Raw genomic sequence first — 19,086 nt, forward strand, 5'->3', positions numbered from 1 at the left:
GCGCGGGCCGCGGGGGGGGGGTGCGTGGGTGGGGGCGGGCCGTCTCGCGCGCGGCGCGGGCCGGGGTGGCGGGGCGCCCCGGGGCGGCCCCACAACCCCCCCCCTCCCCCCCCCCCCCCCCCGCTCCTACAAGAAGATGTTGCTTAAGGCTTTGGCGGCACACGGGCGTGCAACGTATAAGTGAGCTACGGCAGCGCCGCAATCACCGACAGTTCAACCAGAATCTCCGGCTCGCACAGCTTGGCTTCAACCGTCGCTCGGGCGGGGGCGAGGCCTTTCGGCAGCCACGTGTCCCAGACGCTGTTCATGCCGGCAAAGTGCGCATCGATGTCTTTCAGGTAGATCGTCACCGACAGAATGCGGCTCTTGTCCGTACCGGCAAGGTCCAGCAGTCGCTCGATGTTGTGAAGCGTCTCGCGGGTCTGTTGCTCGATCCCCGCTGCCATGTCGTCGGCCACTTGCCCGGCAAGGTAAACGGTGCCGTTATGGACGACCAACTGGCTCATGCGCTCATTGGTGAGCTGGCGCTGAATGGACATGTTTTGCGATCTCCCTGGAACTGCCATAACGAGAAATATCGAGGCCTTCAGCACTGATCTGTGGCGTTTTGCGAGCGATAAGGTCAGCCAGCAATCTGCCTGAACCGCAGGCCATCGTCCAACCCAACGTGCCGTGGCCGGTGTTGAGGAACAGATTGCGATACGGTGTTGCGCCCACGATGGGCGTCCCGTCCGGCGTCGTCGGGCGCAGACCGGTCCAGAAGCTGGCCTGCTGCAGGTCGCCGCCGTGAGGATAGAGGTCGTTGACGATCATCTCCAGGGTCTCGCGGCGACGGGGATTGAGGGACAGGTCGAAGCCAGCGATCTCGGCCATGCCGCCCACACGAATGCGGTTGTCGAAGCGGGTAATCGCGACCTTGTAGGTCTCGTCGAGAATGGTCGACGTCGGCGCCATCGCCGGGTTGGTGATCGGTACCGTCAGCGAGTAGCCCTTGAGCGGATAAACCGGCGCCTTGATGCCAAGCGGCTTGAGCAGTTGCGGCGAGTAGCTGCCGAGCGCCAGCACGTAGCGGTCGGCGGTCTCGAGCTTGCCGTTGATGCGCACGCCATTGATGGTGTCACCCGCAAAATCAATGGATTCGATGGACTGGCCGAAGCGAAACTCAACGCCCAGCTTCACGCACATCTCGGCCAGACGCGTGGTGAACAGCTGGCAGTCACCGGTCTGATCGTTCGGAAGGCGCAGCGCGCCACTGAGGATATTGCTGACACTGGCCAGGGCCGGCTCGACACGGGCAATGCCTTCACGGTCGAGCACTTCATACGGCACGCCAGCCTGTTCGAGCACCGCGATGTCCTTGGCGGCGTTATCCAGTTGCTCCTGAGTGCGAAACAACTGTGTCGTGCCCAAACTGCGGCCTTCGTAAGCAATGCCGGTCTCGGCACGTAGCTCATCCAGGCAGTCGCGGCTGTATTCGGAGAGGCGAACCATGCGCTCTTTGTTCACCGCATAGCGATTCTGGGTGCAGTTGCGCAGCATTTGCGCCATCCACAAGTACTGATCGATATCGCCCGTCGCCTTGATGGCAAGCGGCGCATGACGCTGCAGCAACCATTTAAGGGCCTTGAGCGGCACACCCGGCGCGGCCCATGGCGAGGCATAGCCCGGCGAGACCTGCCCGGCGTTGGCGAAACTGGTTTCCATGGCAGCGGCCGGTTGACGGTCCACGACAGTCACCTCGAAGCCCGCACGCGCCAGGTAATACGCACTGGTGGTACCGATTACGCCACTTCCAAGGACCAGAACGCGCATGTTGATTCCCTCATCGCGGATATCCGCTGACGTTTTCAAGTTTTAAGCAAGGATGTGCGCAGTATAAGAAGGCCCGAGCAGTGCTTTTAACTATATAAACGCCTATATTCGGCGTTTATTCTCGGCAACCGACGCTTTGGCAGAGGGCTTATTAATGCGCACCCAGCACCAGTCCAAACGAGAGCTGGACAAGATCGACCGCAACATCCTGCGCATCCTGCAAAACGACGGCCGGATCTCTTTCACCGAGCTGGGCGAACGGGTCGGGTTGTCTACTACGCCATGCACAGAACGGGTCCGGCGCCTGGAGCGTGAAGGCATCATCATGGGCTACAACGCCCGCCTCAATCCGCAGAACCTCAAGGCTAGCTTGTTGGTGTTTGTCGAGATCAGCCTGGACTACAAGTCCGGCGACACCTTTGAAGAATTCCGCCGCGCAGTCCTGAAACTGCCCCACGTGCTGGAGTGCCATCTGGTGTCAGGTGACTTCGACTATCTGGTGAAAGCCCGGATTTCCGAGATGGCGTCGTACCGAAAACTGCTGGGCGACATCCTGCTCAAGCTGCCCCATGTGCGAGAGTCCAAAAGCTACATCGTGATGGAAGAGGTGAAGGAGAGTCTGTGCCTGCCGATTCCAGAATAAGCACCCGAAGCAGGCTCACCGCGAATGGCTTCGGCTAAACCAACACCTGCCGCGTCGAGGCGATGAACTCATGCACCTGCTTCTCGGCACGAGGGTGAATCAGGACATCAGGGCGGCGCCCGTTGGGGCATGGCAGGGTTTTGGTGGTGCCAAACAGACGGCAGATCAGCGGACGCTCGTCGTAGACGGTGCAGCCATTGGGCCCCAGGTGCACGCAGTTCAACTCATTGAGCGCCGCTTCCTGCTCGGCCGGCGTCTTGCGCGGTAAACGCGACATTTCTTCGGACGACGTGGTCACCGGCCCACAGCAATCGTGGCACCCCGGCACGCATTCGAACGACGGAATCTGCCGCCGCAGATCGCGGATTTTCTCGCTGTTACAGCCCATGGCGGCAGTTTCTCCTGTGAAAGGTACTGATTGTGCCCCAGCGCCTCTGCGACTGACACCCGGATGATCATCCACCGGCATTTTCTTGCTCGGGCACCCTGACCCCGCTACCCTCCGTAAAATTTTCCAAACAGTGCTCTCGGGATATTCAACATGAATGCTCGGCCTCCCCAGCCCGGATTGTCTGATCACGCGGCCTCTTACTACGCCGCCACCCGCCATCCCCAGCCTGACTCCCCTGCCCTGCACGGCGAGGTCAAAACCGATGTCTGCATCATCGGCGGCGGGTTTTCCGGGCTGAACACGGCGATCGAGCTGGCTGAGCGCGGCTTGAAGGTGGTGCTGCTGGAGGCGCACAAGATCGGCTGGGGCGCGAGCGGGCGCAACGGCGGGCAACTGATCCGCGGCGTCGGCCATGATGTGGACCAGTTCAGCACTGTCATCGGCGAGGACGGCGTTCGTCAGCTCAAGCTGATGGGCCTCGAAGCGGTGGAAATCGTCCGTGAGCGCGTCAGCAAATACCAGATTGACTGCGACCTGACCTGGGGTTACTGCGATCTGGCGAACAAGCCCAAGGAGTTCGAGGGTTTTGCCAGAGACGCCGAAGAGCTGCGCAGCCTGGGTTACCGACACCCCCTTGAATTGATTGAAGCGGGCAACCTCGGCAGCGTCATCGGCTCACCCAACTATGCCGGCGCCATGCTGGACATGGGCTCGGGCCATCTGCATCCGCTGAACCTGGCGCTCGCAGAAGCCGCCATCGCCCGGTCGCTGGGTGTGCAGGTGTTCGAACACTCGGCAGCGACGCGGCTGGAATACGGTACAGAGGTCAACATTCATACAGCCCACGGGCGGGTGCGCGCCAGCACGCTGGTGCTGGGCTGTAATGCTTATCTCAATGATCTCGATAAGGAGTTGAGCGGCAAGGTTTTGCCCGCTGGCAGTTACGTCATTGCCACCGAGCCGCTGAGCGAAGCACTCGCCAGACAACTGATCCCGCGCAACACCGCGATGTGCGATCAGCGGGTGGCGGTCGACTATTTCAGGCTGTCGGCTGATCGGCGCCTGCTGTTCGGCGGCGCTTGTCACTACTCAGGCCGGGACCCGAGCGACATCGCTGCGTACATGCAGCCGAAGATGCTCAAGGTATTCCCTCAGCTCAAAGACGTGAAGATCGATTTTCAGTGGGGTGGAATGATCGGCATCGGCGCCAACCGCTTGCCGCAGATCGGGAGGCTGCACACGCATCCAAACGTGTTTTACGCCCAGGCGTATGCGGGGCACGGGCTGAACGCAACGCATCTGGCCGGCAAACTATTGGCTGAGGCCATCAGCGGCCAACACAGCGGCGGGTTCGAGCTCTTTGCCAAAGTCCCTCACATCACCTTCCCGGGCGGCAAACATTTACGCTCGCCGCTACTGGCGCTGGGGATGCTGTGGCACCGCTTCAAAGAGCTGGTGTAACCGGACTCGCCCTGTGAGGCCGACTGTCACAGCCCTCATTCGCGCCAGAAAGGCTTGAGCCCTTCGTAGCGCGCCTGCTCATCGCTCAAGCCAATATCCTTCAGCTGCTCGTCAGTCAGTTTCAGCAACGCGCGCCGACTGGCTCGGCGATGCTGAAAAAGCGCCCACATCCCTAGCCCTTCCGGCGCACTGATGCGCGAGCCCGCTTCATGCTCACGGACCAGCTCCCCTGCATACAGAGTCAACCGAACATCACTTATTCCGCTCATTTCCAGACACCCCATGGTGGGTTTCGAGTGAGTTCATGATGTATCTGTATGGGAAACCGTTACAGATCCAAAGAATTATTATTCTTTGCATACAGATCGGTTTCCTCTCGCGCTGAATGCTGTATTTTCCCAACATCTGTAACGGTTTGCCGATCGCATCACCTTGTGGGAGTACGCCATGACCCTCTACGTCAACCTTGCCGAATTACTCGGCACGCGCATCGAAAACGGCTTTTATCGCCCCGGCGACCGGCTACCCTCGGTGCGTGCGTTGAGTCTTGAGCATGGCGTCAGCCTGAGCACGGTGCAGCAGGCGTATCGATTGCTGGAAGACAACGGCCTCGCGCAGCCTCGGCCCAAGTCCGGTTATTTCGTACCTGCTGGCCGCAAGACGCCCGCCCTGCCTGCGATAGGCCGCCCGGCGCAGCGTCCGGTGGAAATCTCCCAGTGGGATCAGGTGCTGGAACTGGCCCGAGCCGCCCCCAGCCCTGACGTCGTTCAACTGGGTCGCGGCATGCCCGACGTCACCAGCCCGACACTGCGCCCACTGACCCAGGCGCTGGGCAGGATCAGCCGCCGCTCGGACATGCCCGGGCTGTATTACGACAACATCCACGGTCGGCGCTGCCTGAGGGAACAAGTGGCCCGGCTGCTGCTGGATTCCGGCACCAATATAGATCCGGACGATCTGGTGATCACCACCGGCGCCCAGGAAGCACTCGCCATCTGCATCCGTTCGGTCTGCGAGCCGGGCGACATCGTCGCAGTCGACTCGCCCAGCTTTCACGGCGCCATGCAGGCGCTCAAGGGGCTGGGCATGAAAGCCCTGGAAATCCCCACCGACCCGCTTACCGGCATCAGCCTCGACGCCCTGGAACTGGCCCTGGAACAGTGGCCGATAAAAGCCATACAGCTGACGCCGAGCTGCAACAACCCCCTGGGCTACATCATGCCGGAGGACCGCAAACGCGCACTGCTGACCCTGGCGCAACGCTTCGACGTGGCGATCATCGAAGACGATGTGTATGGCGACCTGGCCTACACCTACCCTCGCCCGCGCACGATCAAATCCTTCGACGAAGACGGCCGCGTCCTGCTCTGCAGCTCGTTTTCCAAGACGCTGGCGCCGGGTTTGCGCGTCGGTTGGGTCGCGCCCGGTCGATACCTTGATCGCGCCCTGCACATGAAATACATCAGCACCGGTTCGACCGCGACCCAGCCGCAGCTGGCGATTTCCGATTTTCTCAAGGCCGGGCACTACGAGCCGCACATGCGCCGAATGCGCGGCCAGTACCAGCGCAGTCGCGACCTGATGACCGGCTGGGTGACGCGCTACTTCCCGGAAGGTACCCGCGTGAGTCGTCCCCAGGGCGGATTCATGCTGTGGATCGAGCTGCCGGAAGATTTCGACTCCTTGCGCCTGAACCGAGTCTTGCAGGGACAAGGTGTACAGATTGCCGTTGGCAGCATCTTTTCAGCGTCGGGCAAATACAGAAACTGCCTGCGCATGAACTTTGCCGCCAAACCGACCACGCAAATCGAAGACGCGGTGCGCAAGGTGGGCGCGGCCACGGCACTGCTCATGCAGCGCGCGGACCCTGCATAACCTTTTTCAGCTTTTTAACCTTTTGAAGAAAAGGCGGTCATATCGCCATGACTGACTTTCGGATGATTGCGTTGACGAATTTACGGGCGGTGCCCCTCCTTCTGGCTCTCGCCCTCGGCCTCAGCGGTTGCGCACACACGCCCGCACCCGAAGGTCCGAGTCAGGCGCTGCCGGCGGCGCAATCTTCGTTCGGGCGCTCGATCATGGCCCAGGCTGCACCCCACGAAGGTCGCTCGGGTTTCCGCCTGCTGCCCAACAGCACCGAAGCCTTCATGGCCCGCGCCGAGCTGATTCGCAATGCGAAAACCAGCCTGGACCTGCAGTACTACATCGTTCACGACGGTCTCAGCACCCGGGCACTGGTTGAGGAGTTGCTCAAAGCCGCAGATCGCGGCGTCCGCGTGCGCATCCTGCTGGACGACACCACCAGCGACGGGCTGGATGAAGTCATCGCCACACTCGCGGCGCACCCGAACATTCAGATCCGCCTGTTCAATCCGCTCAATCTGGGTCGCAGCATGGGCGCCACCCGTAATCTGGGCCGACTGTTCAATCTCTCCCAACAGCATCGACGCATGCACAACAAACTGTGGCTGGCCGACGGCGCTGTGGCCATCGTTGGCGGGCGCAATCTGGGTGACGAGTATTTCGACGCCGAACCCAATCTGAACTTCACCGATATCGACATGCTGAGCGTGGGCCCGGTCGCCGAACAGCTGGGTCACAGTTTCGATCAGTACTGGAACAGCACGCTCAGCAAGCCGATCAACGATTTCCTCTACTGGCCGCCCGACCGCAAGGATCTGGCCAAGGCGCGGGTGAGTCTGGCCGAGTCGCTGGATCAGGCGCACGTGGACAAAAAGGCCCTGTATGAACGGCTGATGGACTATCGGGCTCACCCGCGCATGAAGACCTGGCTCAATGAGCTGATATGGGCGCACAACCAGGCCCTGTGGGACGCGCCCACCAAAGTGCTGTCACGGGGTGAGCCTGACCCGCACCTGCTGCTGGCGACCCAACTGAGCCCTGACCTCGGCAGCGTGCACAAGGAACTGATGCTGATCTCGGCCTACTTCGTGCCCGGGCAGGAAGGTCTGGTCTACCTGACCGGGCTCTCGGATAAAGGTGTGTCAGTGAACCTGTTGACGAACTCGCTGGAGGCCACCGATGTGCCAGCGGTGCATGGAGGTTACGCGCCTTACCGCCGAGCGCTGCTGGAGCACGGCGTGAAGCTGTTCGAACTGCGCCGCCAGCCAGGCGACCCGAGCAACGCCAAGGGCAGCGGACCTGCGTTTCTGCACACAAACCTGATCAAGGGCGGCTCGGAATCAAGCCTGCACAGCAAGGCGATGATCTTTGACCGGCAGAAGATGTTCGTGGGTTCGTTCAATTTCGACCCACGTTCAGTGCTGTGGAACACTGAAGTCGGCGTGCTGGTCGACAGCCCCGAGCTGACCGAGTACCTGCGTGAGCTGGCGCTTCAGGGTATGGCGCCGGCCATCAGTTATCAGGTCAAGCTGGAGAACGACCAACTGGTGTGGGTGACCGAGGACAACGGCAAAATCCACACGCTGTCCAAAGAGCCTGGCGACTGGTGGCGCCGGATGAACGCCTGGTTCAGCACGGCAGTCGGCCTGGAAAAGATGCTCTAAGCCGCTACCGTCTGCGTGCCAAATGCTTTGGGACGCTGGGACAGGATGACTAACCCCAGCGCCCCCGCTGCCATCAATAACGGCAGCGCCTGACCGCTGACCCATTGGCTGCCAGCGCCTGCCGCCAAGGGCCCGAGAAGGCAACCGATCCCCCACAGCTGAGCGACATGGGCATTGGCGCGCACCAGGGCGTCATCACGGTAGCGCTCGCCAATCAGGATCAGCGACAGCGTGAACAGTCCGCCCGCACTGGCGCCAAACAGAACCCACAGCGGCCAGATGGCGATTGTGTCGACCAGCACCGGGATCGCCAGGCTCGAGACCATCAGCACCAGCGCACACCCGGAGAACAGCCGCCGGCGGGACACCCTGTCAGCCAGCGCGCCAATCGGCAGTTGCAGAAGCGCATCACCCACCACCACGGTACTGACCATCGCCAGGGCGATTTCAGGCGTGAAACCCTGCTGCAGGCAATACACCGGTAGCAAGGTCAGAATCATCGCTTCAAACCCGGCGAATAACGCGATGGCCCATGCAATGGCCGGCAAACTCCGACAGAACCCGCCGAGATCGCGCAGCGTTACATGGCTGGATTCCGCGCTCGGCGCACCTGTTCTGCCCAGCAATAGAAACGGCGATACCGCCAGCAACAGGGTCCCGACCCAGAACCCGTAATCTGCTTCCGTGCCAATGAAGCCCAGCAGTACGGGCCCGCCGAGCTGACTCAGCGCATAGGAACTGCCGTACAGCGCCACCAGCTTGCCGCGCAGCCTTTCGATGACCAACTGGTTGATCCAGCTTTCGCCGAGCACGAACACAATCGTGAGGATAGTCCCGAGCATCAGGCGCAGGACCAGCCAGATCCAGTAATTGGGCAGTAATGCCAGCAATCCGACGGACACTGAGCCGGCCCACAGACACAGCCGCATCAGGTTGGCGGTGCCGAGTCTTGAAGCGAGTCGGCTGGCAAGGCTGGCACCCAGCAACACGCCGATCGCAGGCATCGCAGCCATGACGCCGATGGCAAACGCGCCGTAACCCCAGGCTTCCAGCCGCAGCGACACCAGCGGCATGCTCACGCCCAGCGCCAGGCCGACGCTCAATACCGACGCCAGCACAGCGAAATAAGTACCCCAACGCATCACCACGCTCCTGTGGCTCAAAAAGACGAAACAAAACAGCCGGGCTTTGAGGAGAGCCCGGCTGCGTTGGTTTTTTACAGCGACTGAGTGTTGAAGCGCGCGGCCTTTTTACAGCTTGATCCAGGTCGCCTTCAACTCGGTGTATTTATCGAACGCATGCAGCGACTTGTCACGCCCGTTGCCGGACTGTTTAAAGCCACCAAACGGCGCGGTCATGTCGCCGCCATCGTACTGATTGACCCACACGCTGCCCGCGCGCAACGCCTTCGCGGTCAGGTGCGCCTTGGACAAGTCAGCCGTCCACACCGCCGCGGCCAAGCCATAAGGCGTGTCGTTGGCGATCTGAATGGCTTCTTCAGCGGTATCGAAGGTCAGTACAGAAAGCACCGGGCCGAAGATCTCTTCCTGCGCGATCTTCATCGCGTTGGTCACGCCGTCGAAAATCGTCGGCTCAACGTAGGTGCCGCCGGTTTCCTGGAGAATGCGCTTGCCACCGACGACCAGCTTGGCGCCATCGGTGTGGCCGGCTTCGATGTACGACAGCACAGTGTTCATCTGCTGCGTGTCGACCAGCGCGCCAACGGTCGTTGCCGGATCAAGCGGGTTGCCCGGCTTCCACGCCTTCAGCGCGTCGATCACCATCGGCAGGAATTTATCCTTGATCGAGCGCTCGACCAAAAGACGGGAGCCAGCCGTGCAGACTTCGCCCTGGTTGAAAGCAATGGCGCTGGCCGCAGATTCGGCCGCAGCTTGCAGATCCGGCGCATCGGCGAAGACGATGTTCGGGCTCTTGCCGCCAGCTTCCAGCCAGACGCGCTTCATGTTCGATTCGCCCGAGTAGATCAGCAATTGCTTGGCAATCTTCGTCGAACCGGTGAATACCGCCGTGTCGACGTCCATGTGCAGCGCCAGTGCTTTACCCACCGTGTGGCCGTAACCCGGCAGCACGTTCAGCACGCCGGCCGGAATACCGGCCTCAATGGCTAGCTGAGCGACGCGGATGGCGGTCAGCGGGGATTTTTCCGACGGCTTGAGGATTACCGAGTTGCCACTCGACAGCGCAGGACCCAGTTTCCAGGAAGCCATCAACAGCGGGAAATTCCACGGCACAATGGCCGCCACCACGCCAATCGGCTCGCGAGTCACCAGGCCCAATTGATCATGCGGGGTCGGCGCCACTTCGTCGTACAGCTTGTCGATGGCCTCGCCGCTCCAGCTCAACGCTTGGGCGGAGCCGGGAATGTCGATGCCGTAGGAGTCGCTGATAGGCTTGCCCATGTCGAGGGTTTCGAGCAACGCCAGCTCTTCGACGTTCTCGTTGATCAGCGCGGCCAGACGAAGCATGGCGGCCTTGCGCTTGGCCGGCGCTAAACGCGACCAGACGCCGGAATTGAACGTAGCCCGGGCGTTTTCGACGGCGCGTTGCGCATCGGCAGCGTCACAACTGGCTACGTGGGCGAGGAAGCGGCCATCGACCGGACTGATGCAGTCGAACGTCGAGCCGGATGCGGCGTCTGTGTATTCACCGTTGATGAAAGCACGGCCTTCGATTTTCAAATCCTGGGCGCGTTTTTCCCAGTCAGCATGAGTCAGGGTGGTCATGAAACGTCCTCCTCTTATGAAATAGGCGCGTCTTCGCACTCGAATCGGGCTTCAGGACAGGGCCTGACGCGTCGTCGGATCGGCCGAAGGCATTCGCCACCCTAAACCAGCACTGGGCGGATTTCCAATATATTGGACATAAGCGGGCGAAATCTGGCCGGATCGTGCATTTTATTCAACAGTCGCCCGGGCTCGCATGCGCTTTCCATCCGGCCCTCGGCGAGCAACAATCACGCAGCGCCCACTTTCAGGAATCAAATATGAGCATCGAAAGCATCGTCGACTTCAGCGAAGCCACTACTGCAGCCGAGCGTTTCACGCCAGCTGCTGAAAAGATTCTCAAGGGCGAGCCGAACCAGACGGTTTACAACCATTACAACAGTCCGTGCGGGCAGCTGAATGCAGGCGTCTGGGAAGGGGAAGTCGGTCAGTGGAAAGTGAATTACACCGAGCATGAATACTGTGAAATCGTGCAGGGCGTCTCGGTCCTTCGTGACGAAGAGGGCAAGTCGAAAACCCTGCGTGCCGGTGACCGGTTCGTGATTCCCGCAGGCTTTAAGGGTACGTGGGAGGTGCTGGAGGCATGCCGCAAGATCTATGTGGTGTTCGAACAGAAGGCCTGAGGGTCAGGCGACCGACTTTATTGCACCCACAAAAAAGCCCGCATCACTGCGGGCTTTTTCGTAAGACGCAAAAATCAATTACTTGATTTTGGCTTCTTTGTAGATCACGTGCTTACGAACAACCGGATCGAATTTTTTAATTTCGATTTTGTCCGGAGTCGTGCGCTTGTTCTTGTCGGTGGTGTAGAAGTGGCCGGTGTTAGCGGTCGACACCAAACGGATCAATTCACGCATGATTTTCTCCCTTAGACCTTCGCGCCAGCACGGCGGATTTCGGCCAGAACAACCGTGATACCACGCTTGTCGATGATACGCATGCCTTTAGCAGATACGCGCAGACGTACGAAGCGTTTCTCTTCTTCAACCCAGAAGCGGTGATGCTGCAGGTTTGGCAGGAAACGACGACGGGTTTTGTTGTTTGCGTGGGAAATGTTATTCCCGGTTACCGGACCCTTACCGGTAACTTGACATACTCTCGACATGCCTCAGCCCTCTAAAACCACATGCCCAACCCGGCATGGGTTGGCCGCTTAATCTCTCAGTCATTTGGCGCCAGGCGCCGCGTTTCTTCAGGGGTCTTACCGGCCACACCTGCGGTGAAGGCAGCGGGCCCCTAGAAAAGAGCGCTGCTTTATACCAGAAAGCCCCCGGTGCAACAACACAAACCACGAATTGCCTGCCAGAAAGCACAGGCTTTGAACCCGACAAGGCCAGCGGCGTTAGGCGCGGCGGGAAATATACCACTCGTCGCGCCGCGGCGATTGTTCTGCACCAATCGATGGTCTAGGGTTACTGACTCTCCAGACTGCGCCGGCAGATGGGCTATCTCTGAAAGGAAAATCGCCATGCGCCTAGCCGTTCTACCCCTGTTGCTCGCGTCCCTGTCCACGCCATTGCTGGCCCACGCGGCAACGACGCTGAGCGTCTGCACGGAAGCCAGCCCTGAAGGCTTTGACGTGGTGCAGTACAACTCGCTGACCACCACCAATGCTTCGGCCGACGTACTGATGAATCGCCTGGTGGATTATGACGCCAAGGACGCAAAGCTGACGCCGAGCCTGGCGCAGAGCTGGAGTGTGTCGCCTGACGGGCTGACCTATGACTTCAAACTGCGCGCCGGCGTGAAATTCCATCACACCGATTACTTCACCCCGACGCGAGAACTCAACGCTGACGACGTGGTGTTCAGTTTCCAGCGCATGCTCGATCCGGCTAATCCCTGGAACAAGGTCGCTGCGCAGGGCTTCCCCCACGCGCAGTCGATGCAATGGCCATCGCTGATCAAGAAAGTCGAGGCGACCGACGCCAGCACAGTGCGCATCACCCTCGACCACCCGGACGCGACATTTCTGGCGACGCTCAGCATGGGCTTCGCTTCTATTTATTCCGCCGAGTACACCGCGCAGTTGTTGAAGGCCGGCACTCCGGAGAAACTCAACAGCCAACCAATCGGCACCGGTCCGTTCGTCTTCAAGCGTTTCCAGAAAGACTCGGTGGTGCGCTACGAGGGCAATCCGGATTACTTCGCCGGCAAGCCCGCCGTCGATACGCTGGTCTATGCGATTACCCCAGACGCCAACGTGCGCCTGCAACGTATTCGCCGCAATGAGTGCCAGGTTGCCCTGTCACCCAAGCCGCTGGATGTCGCTGAAGCCGAGAAAGACTCGAACCTGAAAGTCGAAAAAACGCCTGCCTTTATGACCGCTTTCCTGGCGATCAACAGCCAGCATCCACCGTTGGACAAGCCGCAAGTGCGTCAGGCAATCAACCTGGCATTCGACAAAGACACTTACCTGAAAGCGGTGTTCGAAGGCTCGGCGAGCCCGGCCAACGGTCCGTACCCGCCTACAACATGGGGTTACGCCAGCGACTTGCCCGGCTACAAACATGACGTGGCGAAGGCCAGGGAACTGCTGGCCAAGGCCGGCCTGAAAGACGGGTTCAAGACGACCATCTGGACTCGCCCGTCAGGTAGCTTGCTCAACCCTAATCCGAACGCCGGGGCGCAGTTGCTGCAGAGCGACCTGGCGGCGGTAGGTATCAAGGCGGAGATCAAAGTCATCGAATGGGGCGAGCTGATTCGTCGGGCCAAAACCGGCGAACACGACCTGCTGTTCATGGGCTGGGCGGGTGATAACGGCGATCCGGATAACTTCCTGACGCCGCAGTTTTCTTGCGCTGCGGTCAAATCCGGCACCAACTTCGCGCGCTACTGCGATGAAGGGCTGGACAAGCTGATCAGCCAAGGCAAGGCCGTGACCGATCAGGCGAAGCGCAGCAAGCTGTATCACCAGGCTCAGGAGCAGATCCAGAAGCAGGCATTGTGGTTGCCGCTCGCGCATCCAACAGCCTACGCGCTGACTCGCAAAAGTGTTGAGGGTTACAGCGTGAGCCCGTTTGGTCGGCAGGACTTCTCAAAGGTGACCGTGAAGTAATTCGCAAAAACCACAGGAGTGCGGCGTGACTGCCGACGCCTTCCCGGCTGAAGCCGGTCCCACTGTCGAGGTCACAGCCGATGCCGCTGGATGTACACGATGTTTTTAGCGGGACCGGCTTTAGCCGGGAAGAGACCAGCGTGTACACCGCCAACTCTGTGGCGTGACTGCTCACGCCTTCCCGGCTGAAGCCGGTCCTACAAGTCGGGGCATGGCCAGTCCACATGCGGCGACAACCCGCCGTCGCGGGCGCTACATCAACCCATACTCAACCATCGACAACGGATCGCCGTCACCGATGATCAAGTGATCCAACACCACCACGTCCACCAGCGCCAGCGCCTGCTTCAGATGCCGGGTCAGATCGATGTCGGCTTCGCTGGCGTCTTTGACGCCGGAAGGGTGGTTGTGACAGAGGATCAATCCTGCCGAGTTGTGGGCCAGTGCCCGTTTGACGACCTGCCGCGCGTGAACATGCGCCGTGTTGATCGTGCCGTGAAACAGCACTTCAAACGTCTGGACCCGGTTCTTGCTGTCCAGAAACAGGCAGCCAAAGACTTCATGGGGCTCGTGCCGTAACAGCGCCTTGAGGTAGCGACGCACCTGAGTCGGGTTTTCCAACACAGAATCGCGCTTCAAATCCTCGCCCATGTTGCGCCGGGCCATTTCCATGACCGCCTGCAACTGCGCGAATTTGGCGGGGCCAAGGCCCAGCTCGCTGCTGAACGCCGTCAGGTTTGCTTCGAGCAAAGCGCGAAGGCTGCCGAACTGATTCAAAAGGTGCCGGGCCAAGTCCACGGCACTTCTGCCCGAGACGCCCGTGCGCAAGAAAATCGCCAGTAATTCGGCGTCCGACAAACTCGACGCCCCCCGTTCCAGCAGCTTCTCCCGCGGACGCTCTGCCGCCGGCCAATCGCGAATACTCATAGCAGCTCCCTGTCTGTGGCGCCGCTGTTCCCGTGCGGTCGCTGTGCTATCTTAGCCGCTCTTTTTTGCGCGACAGTCAGGCCTGGGGAGGCGTAATGATTGCCGCGTGTTAACCGACCAAAAGGCAGGCCTATGCAGCGGCTGTATCGAAAACGCATCGTTCTCGGCGTCGGCGGTGGCATCGCGGCCTACAAGAGCGCGGAACTGGTCCGCCGTTTGCGCGACCACGGTGCAGAAGTCCGCGTCGTCATGACCAAAGGCGGCGCCGAGTTCATTACCCCGCTGACCATGCAGGCCTTGTCCGGCCATCCGGTTCACCTTGATTTGCTCGACCCCGCAGCCGAAGCCGCCATGGGCCATATCGAGCTGGCCAAGTGGGCCGACATGATCCTCATCGCGCCGGGCACCGCCGACCTCATGGCGCGTCTGGCCCAAGGCATTGCCAACGATTTGCTGACCACCGTGGTGCTGGCGACCGACGCCATCGTCGCCGTCGCGCCCGCGATGAATCAGGCAATGTGGCGCGACCCCTCCGTGCAGGCCAATCTGCAACTGCTCGAACAGCGCGGTCTGCGCATGTTCGGCCCGGCCAGCGGCAGCCAGGCCTGTGGCGACGTGGGCTACGGGCGCATGCTCGAACCCAATGATCTGGCGCAGTCTGCCGCCGATTGCTTCCAGCGCCTGACACTGACCGGCAAGCACGTGCTGATCACTGCCGGCCCGACTCAGGAAAACATCGATCCGGTTCGCTACATCACCAACCACAGCTCCGGAAAAATGGGCTTCGCCCTGGCCGAAGCCGCTGCCGAAGCGGGTGCGCGCGTCACCCTGATCACCGGCCCGGTGAACCTGCAGACGCCTGATCGGGTATCCCGCGTCGACGTCGTCAGTGCCCGTGACATGCTCGCCGCCTGCGAAGACGCCATGCCTTGCGATCTTTTCATCGCCTCGGCAGCCGTTGCGGACTACCGGCCGGAAGTCGTCGCCACGCAGAAATTGAAGAAAGATCCCACGACCGGTGATGGTCTTCTGCTGCAGATGGTCCGCAATCCGGACATTCTCGCCACCATCGCCCAGCGCCCGGATCGCCCGTTCAGCGTCGGCTTCGCGGCCGAAACCGAACACCTGCTCGACTACGCCGCTCGCAAGCTCAAGGACAAGAACCTTGATCTGATCGTCGCCAATGACGTCGCCAATCCCAGCATTGGCTTCAACAGCGAAGAAAACGCCTGCAGCGTAATCGACCGAGCGTTGCAAGCGACGCTCTTCGCCCAGACCAGCAAAGCCAAGATCGCGCGGCAGCTGGTGACTTTTATCGCCGATCGCATGAACCAGGTTTAATCACGAATGCACGCTCTACAAGCCAAGATCCTCGACCCTCGCATTGGCAGCGAATTCCCGCTTCCCGCTTATGCCACTTCAGGCTCGGCCGGCCTGGACCTGCGCGCCATGCTGAAAGAAGACACCTTGCTCGAACCCGGTCAGACCCTCCTGATTCCTACCGGACTGTCGATATACATCGCAGACCCTAGCCTGGCTGCGTTGATTCTGCCGCGCTCAGGCCTGGGCCATAAACACGGCATCGTGCTGGGCAACCTGGTGGGCTTGATCGACTCCGATTATCAAGGCGAGCTGATGGTCTCCTGCTGGAACCGCGGCCAGACCGCCTTCAAAATTTCCATCGGCGAGCGTATGGCCCAGCTTGTACTGGTGCCTGTGGTGCAGGCGCACTTTGAAATCGTCGAAGAATTCGATGAAAGTCAGCGCGGCGCTGGCGGCTTCGGTCACTCCGGCAGCCACTGATCCTGCAGCGAACACTCACTTTGGCTAGCGCATCGCTTGTGGCCTGACGGGCTTTGAGCGATGCGAGAACAACAAGAACGCGTCAGGACGACCCAGCAGGGAGAGTTAGTTTGAAAGGCATCAAACGCACAGCCAAAGCGACCCCCAACACGGAAACAACTGTCCCTGCTGGCAAAGACGCCAATCTTAGCCTGGCGAGCCCTGGTCTCATTCCTGCGCTCATCGGCCTGATCGCGGCAATGGTGCTGGTGTGGCTTGCCATTCAAAGCCAGCCGCAGCAACAGGAGCAACTGGTTCAGGCATGGGGAAGCGCGCAGGCAGGGGCCGTCAACAAGGCGCTGCGCCAGATCAACGCCGACACCCAGGCCGCGGCAATGGACGTCGGGCTAAGCCAGGCTCTGCTGAGTAACGATCCGTCGCTCATCGAAAACGCGCAGAATCAGCTGCGTTACCGAGACGGTGTGGTGGGCGCACGGCTCAATCCGGTGGGGTTCAACAACGTAGACACCCAAACCACGCTGCCGATCAGCTTCGCCACGCTGGACATGCTGGCCAAGGCCGCCAAGGGTGAAACGCCTGTGCCCGAAGCACGCAAGGTCGGCGAGAAATGGCTGATTTACAGCGCCGCGCCCCTGCGCACGGCGCCAGATGCGCCGATCACCGGCACATTGCTGCTGGCGTTCAATCCGCAGCGCCTGATCAACGCACTCCCCGAGACACCCGCCGATGTGGGCCAAGTGGTACTCGTTCAACAGTTTGGTACCGCCACTGCGCAGACTTTTCTCACCCGTGGCGAGGACGATGGTACCCGTGCGCAGGAATTCTCCACTGGCTACCCCAACTGGAAACTGACGTTTGCCGCCGGTCCCGCGCTGCAAGGCTCGACGCCCTGGTTGATGCTGCTGCTCGCCTTGATGGTCGCCGCCGGCGCAATGCTGTTGGGGTTGTATCTGAACGAGAGTGGGCTCAAGCGCCGGGTCGCGGCGGACGCGCGGCAGCTTGAGCAGCTGCTGCAAGAACTCTCCGGAGGCAAGGCCGTCAAAGCCTTCAGTTTGAGCCTGCCCGCGTTGAACGGGCTTGCCCAAAGCCTGGCGCGGTTCTCGCTGCGCAATAGCCCCACAGGCGCTGCGTCGGCTGATCACCCATCGACAAGCGGGGCACCGCTGCATGGTCCTGCACCGGGCCTTCAGGTCGTGTCGGAAGAAGACCACCTGACCGATCCGCTGTTCCAGGACACCGATATTCTTGACCTCGACTTGATCGATGATCCCCAGGAACTCACGCAGCCGGCGGCGTCCCGCGCCATGAGCAGCAGCACTTCCAGCGCCCCGCCCTTTCCCGAGACGATATTTCGCGCCTATGACATTCGCGGCATTGTTGGCGATACGCTGAGCGCTGAAACCGCCTACTGGATCGGCCGAGCCGTCGGCGCAGAAAGCCTGACACAGGGCGAGCCGCACGTGTCGGTGGGCCGTGACGGTCGACTGTCAGGCCCCGAACTGGTCGCGCACCTGATCAAGGGTCTGCACGACAGCGGCTGCCACGTCAGCGACATCGGCATGGTGCCCACTCCCGCGCTGTATTACGCCACCCACGTGCTGGCGGGCAAAACAGGTGTGATGCTCACGGGCAGCCACAACCCAAAGGATTACAACGGTTTCAAGATCGTCATCGCCGGCGACACGCTGGCAGACGAGCAGATTCAAGCGCTGCACGAACGCATCAAGGCCAATGACCTGCCATCCGCCAAAGGCAGCATCATCAAGGTCAATATTCTCGAACGTTATGCCAGCCAGATCATTGGCGATGTCGTGCTCGCGCGGCGCATGAAGGTGGTGGTGGACTGCGGCAACGGTGTTGGCGGCGTCGTCGCCCCGCAATTGATCGAAGCGCTGAATTGCGAAGTCATCCCGCTCTATTGCGAGGTCGACGGCAATTTCCCCAATCATCACCCTGACCCGGGCAAGCCGGAGAACCTTCAGGACCTGATCGCCAAGGTCCGGGAAACCGGTGCCGATCTGGGGCTGGCGTTCGACGGTGATGCCGATCGTGTCGGTGTCGTCACCAATACCGGCACCATCATCTACCCTGACCGCTTGCTGATGCTGTTCGCCCGCGATGTGGTCAAGCGCAATCCCGGGGCCGACGTGATTTTCGACGTCAAATGCACACGCCGCCTGATACCGTTGATCCAGGAATACGGCGGCCGCCCGGTTATGTGGAAAACTGGGCATTCGCTGATGAAGAAGAAGATGAAAGAAAACGGCGCGCTGCTGGCAGGCGAGATGAGCGGACACATCTTCTTCAAGGAGCGCTGGTTCGGTTTCGACGACGGCATCTACAGCGCAGCACGTCTGCTGGAAATCCTCAGCCAGGAAAAGCTCAGCGCCGAGGAGCTTTTCCAGACCTTTCCAAACGATCTATCAACGCCCGAGATCAACATCAAAGTCACCGAGACCCGAAAGTTCAGCATCATGGAAGCGCTGGAGCGCGACGCGCAGTGGGGCAACGCCAACCTCACCAGCATCGATGGTGTGCGGGTTGATTATCCGAAAGGCTGGGGCCTGGTCCGCGCGTCCAATACCACCCCGGTACTGGTATTGCGCTTCGAGGCCGAGACAGAGCTCGAGCTGCAACGGATCAAGGACGTCTTTCACACCCAGTTGAAACACGTAGCACCGGATCTAGAACTTCCTTTTTGACCCTATTTTGAGTGGAGC

General features: G+C 60.7%; 18 protein-coding genes. 9 read left to right on the plus strand and 9 right to left on the minus strand.

Annotated elements, in window-relative coordinates; genetic code table 11:
* Positions 1-185 precede the first annotated feature (185 nt).
* Both ACYAR8_RS22845 and dadA read right to left on the minus strand, forming a co-directional pair.
* The gene (locus tag ACYAR8_RS22845) at positions 186-539 is read right to left on the minus strand and encodes a RidA family protein (protein ID WP_463581141.1); all 354 of its coding nucleotides are present in this window, start codon (positions 537-539) and stop codon (positions 186-188) included.
* A complete protein-coding gene (gene dadA / locus ACYAR8_RS22850) occupies positions 511-1,812 on the minus strand; it encodes a D-amino acid dehydrogenase (protein WP_074893129.1) in 1,302 nt (433 codons plus the stop codon). Before dadA ends, ACYAR8_RS22845 begins: the two co-directional genes overlap by 29 nt.
* A 154-nt stretch (positions 1,813-1,966) precedes the next feature.
* On the opposite strand from dadA, the gene dadR reads away from it, so the two are divergent.
* A complete protein-coding gene (gene dadR / locus ACYAR8_RS22855) occupies positions 1,967-2,455 on the plus strand; it encodes a transcriptional regulator DadR (RefSeq protein ID WP_065988245.1) in 489 nt (162 codons plus the stop codon).
* Positions 2,456-2,489: 34 nt separating this feature from the next.
* Here dadR and ACYAR8_RS22860 read toward each other — a convergent pair whose 3' ends face one another.
* Positions 2,490-2,843, minus strand: a complete 354-nt coding sequence (locus tag ACYAR8_RS22860) for a YkgJ family cysteine cluster protein (RefSeq protein ID WP_074893128.1) — start codon at positions 2,841-2,843, stop codon at positions 2,490-2,492.
* A gap of 153 nt (positions 2,844-2,996) precedes the next feature.
* On the opposite strand from ACYAR8_RS22860, the gene ACYAR8_RS22865 reads away from it, so the two are divergent.
* Positions 2,997-4,307, plus strand: a complete 1,311-nt coding sequence (locus tag ACYAR8_RS22865) for an NAD(P)/FAD-dependent oxidoreductase (protein ID WP_463581142.1) — start codon at positions 2,997-2,999, stop codon at positions 4,305-4,307.
* Positions 4,308-4,342: 35 nt separating this feature from the next.
* On the opposite strand, the gene ACYAR8_RS22870 is transcribed toward ACYAR8_RS22865, so the two are convergent.
* Positions 4,343-4,576, minus strand: coding sequence for a DUF1127 domain-containing protein (locus ACYAR8_RS22870; protein WP_074893123.1), 234 nt, complete (start codon positions 4,574-4,576; stop codon positions 4,343-4,345).
* Between the two features lie 178 nt (positions 4,577-4,754).
* Between ACYAR8_RS22870 and ACYAR8_RS22875 the strand changes: the two genes are divergently transcribed.
* Together ACYAR8_RS22875 and ACYAR8_RS22880 are read left to right on the plus strand one after the other, a co-directional pair.
* Positions 4,755-6,182 carry an aminotransferase-like domain-containing protein gene (locus tag ACYAR8_RS22875; RefSeq protein WP_463581143.1) on the plus strand — a complete coding sequence of 476 codons (1,428 nt, stop codon included), beginning with the start codon at positions 4,755-4,757 and terminating at the stop codon, positions 6,180-6,182.
* 62 nt (positions 6,183-6,244) lie between these two features.
* Positions 6,245-7,834, plus strand: a complete 1,590-nt coding sequence (locus ACYAR8_RS22880) for a phospholipase D family protein (RefSeq protein WP_463581227.1) — start codon at positions 6,245-6,247, stop codon at positions 7,832-7,834.
* On the opposite strand, the gene ACYAR8_RS22885 is transcribed toward ACYAR8_RS22880, so the two are convergent.
* Positions 7,831-8,976, minus strand: coding sequence for an MFS transporter (locus tag ACYAR8_RS22885; RefSeq protein ID WP_463581144.1), 1,146 nt, complete (start codon positions 8,974-8,976; stop codon positions 7,831-7,833). The genes ACYAR8_RS22880 and ACYAR8_RS22885 overlap by 4 nt on opposite strands.
* Before the next feature lie 108 nt (positions 8,977-9,084).
* On the minus strand, positions 9,085-10,578 hold the full coding sequence (locus tag ACYAR8_RS22890) for an aldehyde dehydrogenase (RefSeq protein ID WP_463581145.1): 1,494 nt from the start codon (positions 10,576-10,578) through the stop codon (positions 9,085-9,087).
* 260 nt (positions 10,579-10,838) lie between these two features.
* Here ACYAR8_RS22890 and ACYAR8_RS22895 point away from each other — a divergent pair, with 260 nt between their 5' ends.
* Positions 10,839-11,201 carry a cupin domain-containing protein gene (locus tag ACYAR8_RS22895; protein ID WP_074893116.1) on the plus strand — a complete coding sequence of 121 codons (363 nt, stop codon included), beginning with the start codon at positions 10,839-10,841 and terminating at the stop codon, positions 11,199-11,201.
* A 78-nt stretch (positions 11,202-11,279) separates the two neighbouring features.
* On the opposite strand, the gene rpmG is transcribed toward ACYAR8_RS22895, so the two are convergent.
* Together rpmG and rpmB are read right to left on the minus strand one after the other, a co-directional pair.
* Positions 11,280-11,435, minus strand: coding sequence for a 50S ribosomal protein L33 (gene rpmG / locus ACYAR8_RS22900; RefSeq protein ID WP_010225867.1), 156 nt, complete (start codon positions 11,433-11,435; stop codon positions 11,280-11,282).
* An 11-nt stretch (positions 11,436-11,446) separates the two neighbouring features.
* Entirely contained in the window at positions 11,447-11,683 is a 237-nt protein-coding gene (gene rpmB, locus ACYAR8_RS22905; protein ID WP_037016669.1) for a 50S ribosomal protein L28, read from the minus strand.
* 363 nt (positions 11,684-12,046) lie between these two features.
* Here rpmB and ACYAR8_RS22910 point away from each other — a divergent pair, with 363 nt between their 5' ends.
* A complete protein-coding gene (locus ACYAR8_RS22910) occupies positions 12,047-13,636 on the plus strand; it encodes an ABC transporter substrate-binding protein (protein ID WP_463581146.1) in 1,590 nt (529 codons plus the stop codon).
* A gap of 252 nt (positions 13,637-13,888) precedes the next feature.
* Here ACYAR8_RS22910 and radC read toward each other — a convergent pair whose 3' ends face one another.
* Positions 13,889-14,563, minus strand: coding sequence for a RadC family protein (gene radC, locus ACYAR8_RS22915; protein ID WP_108121199.1), 675 nt, complete (start codon positions 14,561-14,563; stop codon positions 13,889-13,891).
* A gap of 132 nt (positions 14,564-14,695) precedes the next feature.
* On the opposite strand from radC, the gene coaBC reads away from it, so the two are divergent.
* From coaBC to ACYAR8_RS22930, 3 genes are all read left to right on the plus strand, one after another.
* A complete protein-coding gene (gene coaBC / locus ACYAR8_RS22920) occupies positions 14,696-15,904 on the plus strand; it encodes a bifunctional phosphopantothenoylcysteine decarboxylase/phosphopantothenate--cysteine ligase CoaBC (protein ID WP_074885825.1) in 1,209 nt (402 codons plus the stop codon).
* Between the two features lie 6 nt (positions 15,905-15,910).
* A complete protein-coding gene (gene dut, locus ACYAR8_RS22925) occupies positions 15,911-16,366 on the plus strand; it encodes a dUTP diphosphatase (RefSeq protein WP_463581147.1) in 456 nt (151 codons plus the stop codon).
* 1,304 nt (positions 16,367-17,670) lie between these two features.
* Positions 17,671-19,068 carry a phosphomannomutase/phosphoglucomutase gene (locus ACYAR8_RS22930; RefSeq protein ID WP_463581228.1) on the plus strand — a complete coding sequence of 466 codons (1,398 nt, stop codon included), beginning with the start codon at positions 17,671-17,673 and terminating at the stop codon, positions 19,066-19,068.
* Positions 19,069-19,086: the final 18 nt, after the last annotated feature.

The organism is Pseudomonas sp. HP_01 (assembly GCF_055284355.1).

What these genes read in the sequence shown, in the direction of transcription:
- ACYAR8_RS22885 (WP_463581144.1), bottom strand. Translation starts at nt 8,976, where the DNA reads ATGCGTTGGGGTACTTATTTCGCTGTGCTGGCGTCGGTATTGAGCGTC.
- ACYAR8_RS22870 (WP_074893123.1), bottom strand. Translation starts at nt 4,576, where the DNA reads ATGAGCGGAATAAGTGATGTTCGGTTGACTCTGTATGCAGGGGAGCTG.
- ACYAR8_RS22895 (WP_074893116.1), top strand. Translation starts at nt 10,839, where the DNA reads ATGAGCATCGAAAGCATCGTCGACTTCAGCGAAGCCACTACTGCAGCC.
- ACYAR8_RS22890 (WP_463581145.1), bottom strand. Translation starts at nt 10,578, where the DNA reads ATGACCACCCTGACTCATGCTGACTGGGAAAAACGCGCCCAGGATTTG.
- coaBC (WP_074885825.1), top strand. Translation starts at nt 14,696, where the DNA reads ATGCAGCGGCTGTATCGAAAACGCATCGTTCTCGGCGTCGGCGGTGGC.
- ACYAR8_RS22845 (WP_463581141.1), bottom strand. Translation starts at nt 539, where the DNA reads ATGTCCATTCAGCGCCAGCTCACCAATGAGCGCATGAGCCAGTTGGTC.
- ACYAR8_RS22875 (WP_463581143.1), top strand. Translation starts at nt 4,755, where the DNA reads ATGACCCTCTACGTCAACCTTGCCGAATTACTCGGCACGCGCATCGAA.
- radC (WP_108121199.1), bottom strand. Translation starts at nt 14,563, where the DNA reads ATGAGTATTCGCGATTGGCCGGCGGCAGAGCGTCCGCGGGAGAAGCTG.
- ACYAR8_RS22930 (WP_463581228.1), top strand. Translation starts at nt 17,671, where the DNA reads ATGAGCAGCAGCACTTCCAGCGCCCCGCCCTTTCCCGAGACGATATTT.
- dut (WP_463581147.1), top strand. Translation starts at nt 15,911, where the DNA reads ATGCACGCTCTACAAGCCAAGATCCTCGACCCTCGCATTGGCAGCGAA.
- ACYAR8_RS22865 (WP_463581142.1), top strand. Translation starts at nt 2,997, where the DNA reads ATGAATGCTCGGCCTCCCCAGCCCGGATTGTCTGATCACGCGGCCTCT.
- ACYAR8_RS22910 (WP_463581146.1), top strand. Translation starts at nt 12,047, where the DNA reads ATGCGCCTAGCCGTTCTACCCCTGTTGCTCGCGTCCCTGTCCACGCCA.
- dadA (WP_074893129.1), bottom strand. Translation starts at nt 1,812, where the DNA reads ATGCGCGTTCTGGTCCTTGGAAGTGGCGTAATCGGTACCACCAGTGCG.
- rpmG (WP_010225867.1), bottom strand. Translation starts at nt 11,435, where the DNA reads ATGCGTGAATTGATCCGTTTGGTGTCGACCGCTAACACCGGCCACTTC.
- rpmB (WP_037016669.1), bottom strand. Translation starts at nt 11,683, where the DNA reads ATGTCGAGAGTATGTCAAGTTACCGGTAAGGGTCCGGTAACCGGGAAT.
- dadR (WP_065988245.1), top strand. Translation starts at nt 1,967, where the DNA reads ATGCGCACCCAGCACCAGTCCAAACGAGAGCTGGACAAGATCGACCGC.
- ACYAR8_RS22860 (WP_074893128.1), bottom strand. Translation starts at nt 2,843, where the DNA reads ATGGGCTGTAACAGCGAGAAAATCCGCGATCTGCGGCGGCAGATTCCG.
- ACYAR8_RS22880 (WP_463581227.1), top strand. Translation starts at nt 6,245, where the DNA reads ATGATTGCGTTGACGAATTTACGGGCGGTGCCCCTCCTTCTGGCTCTC.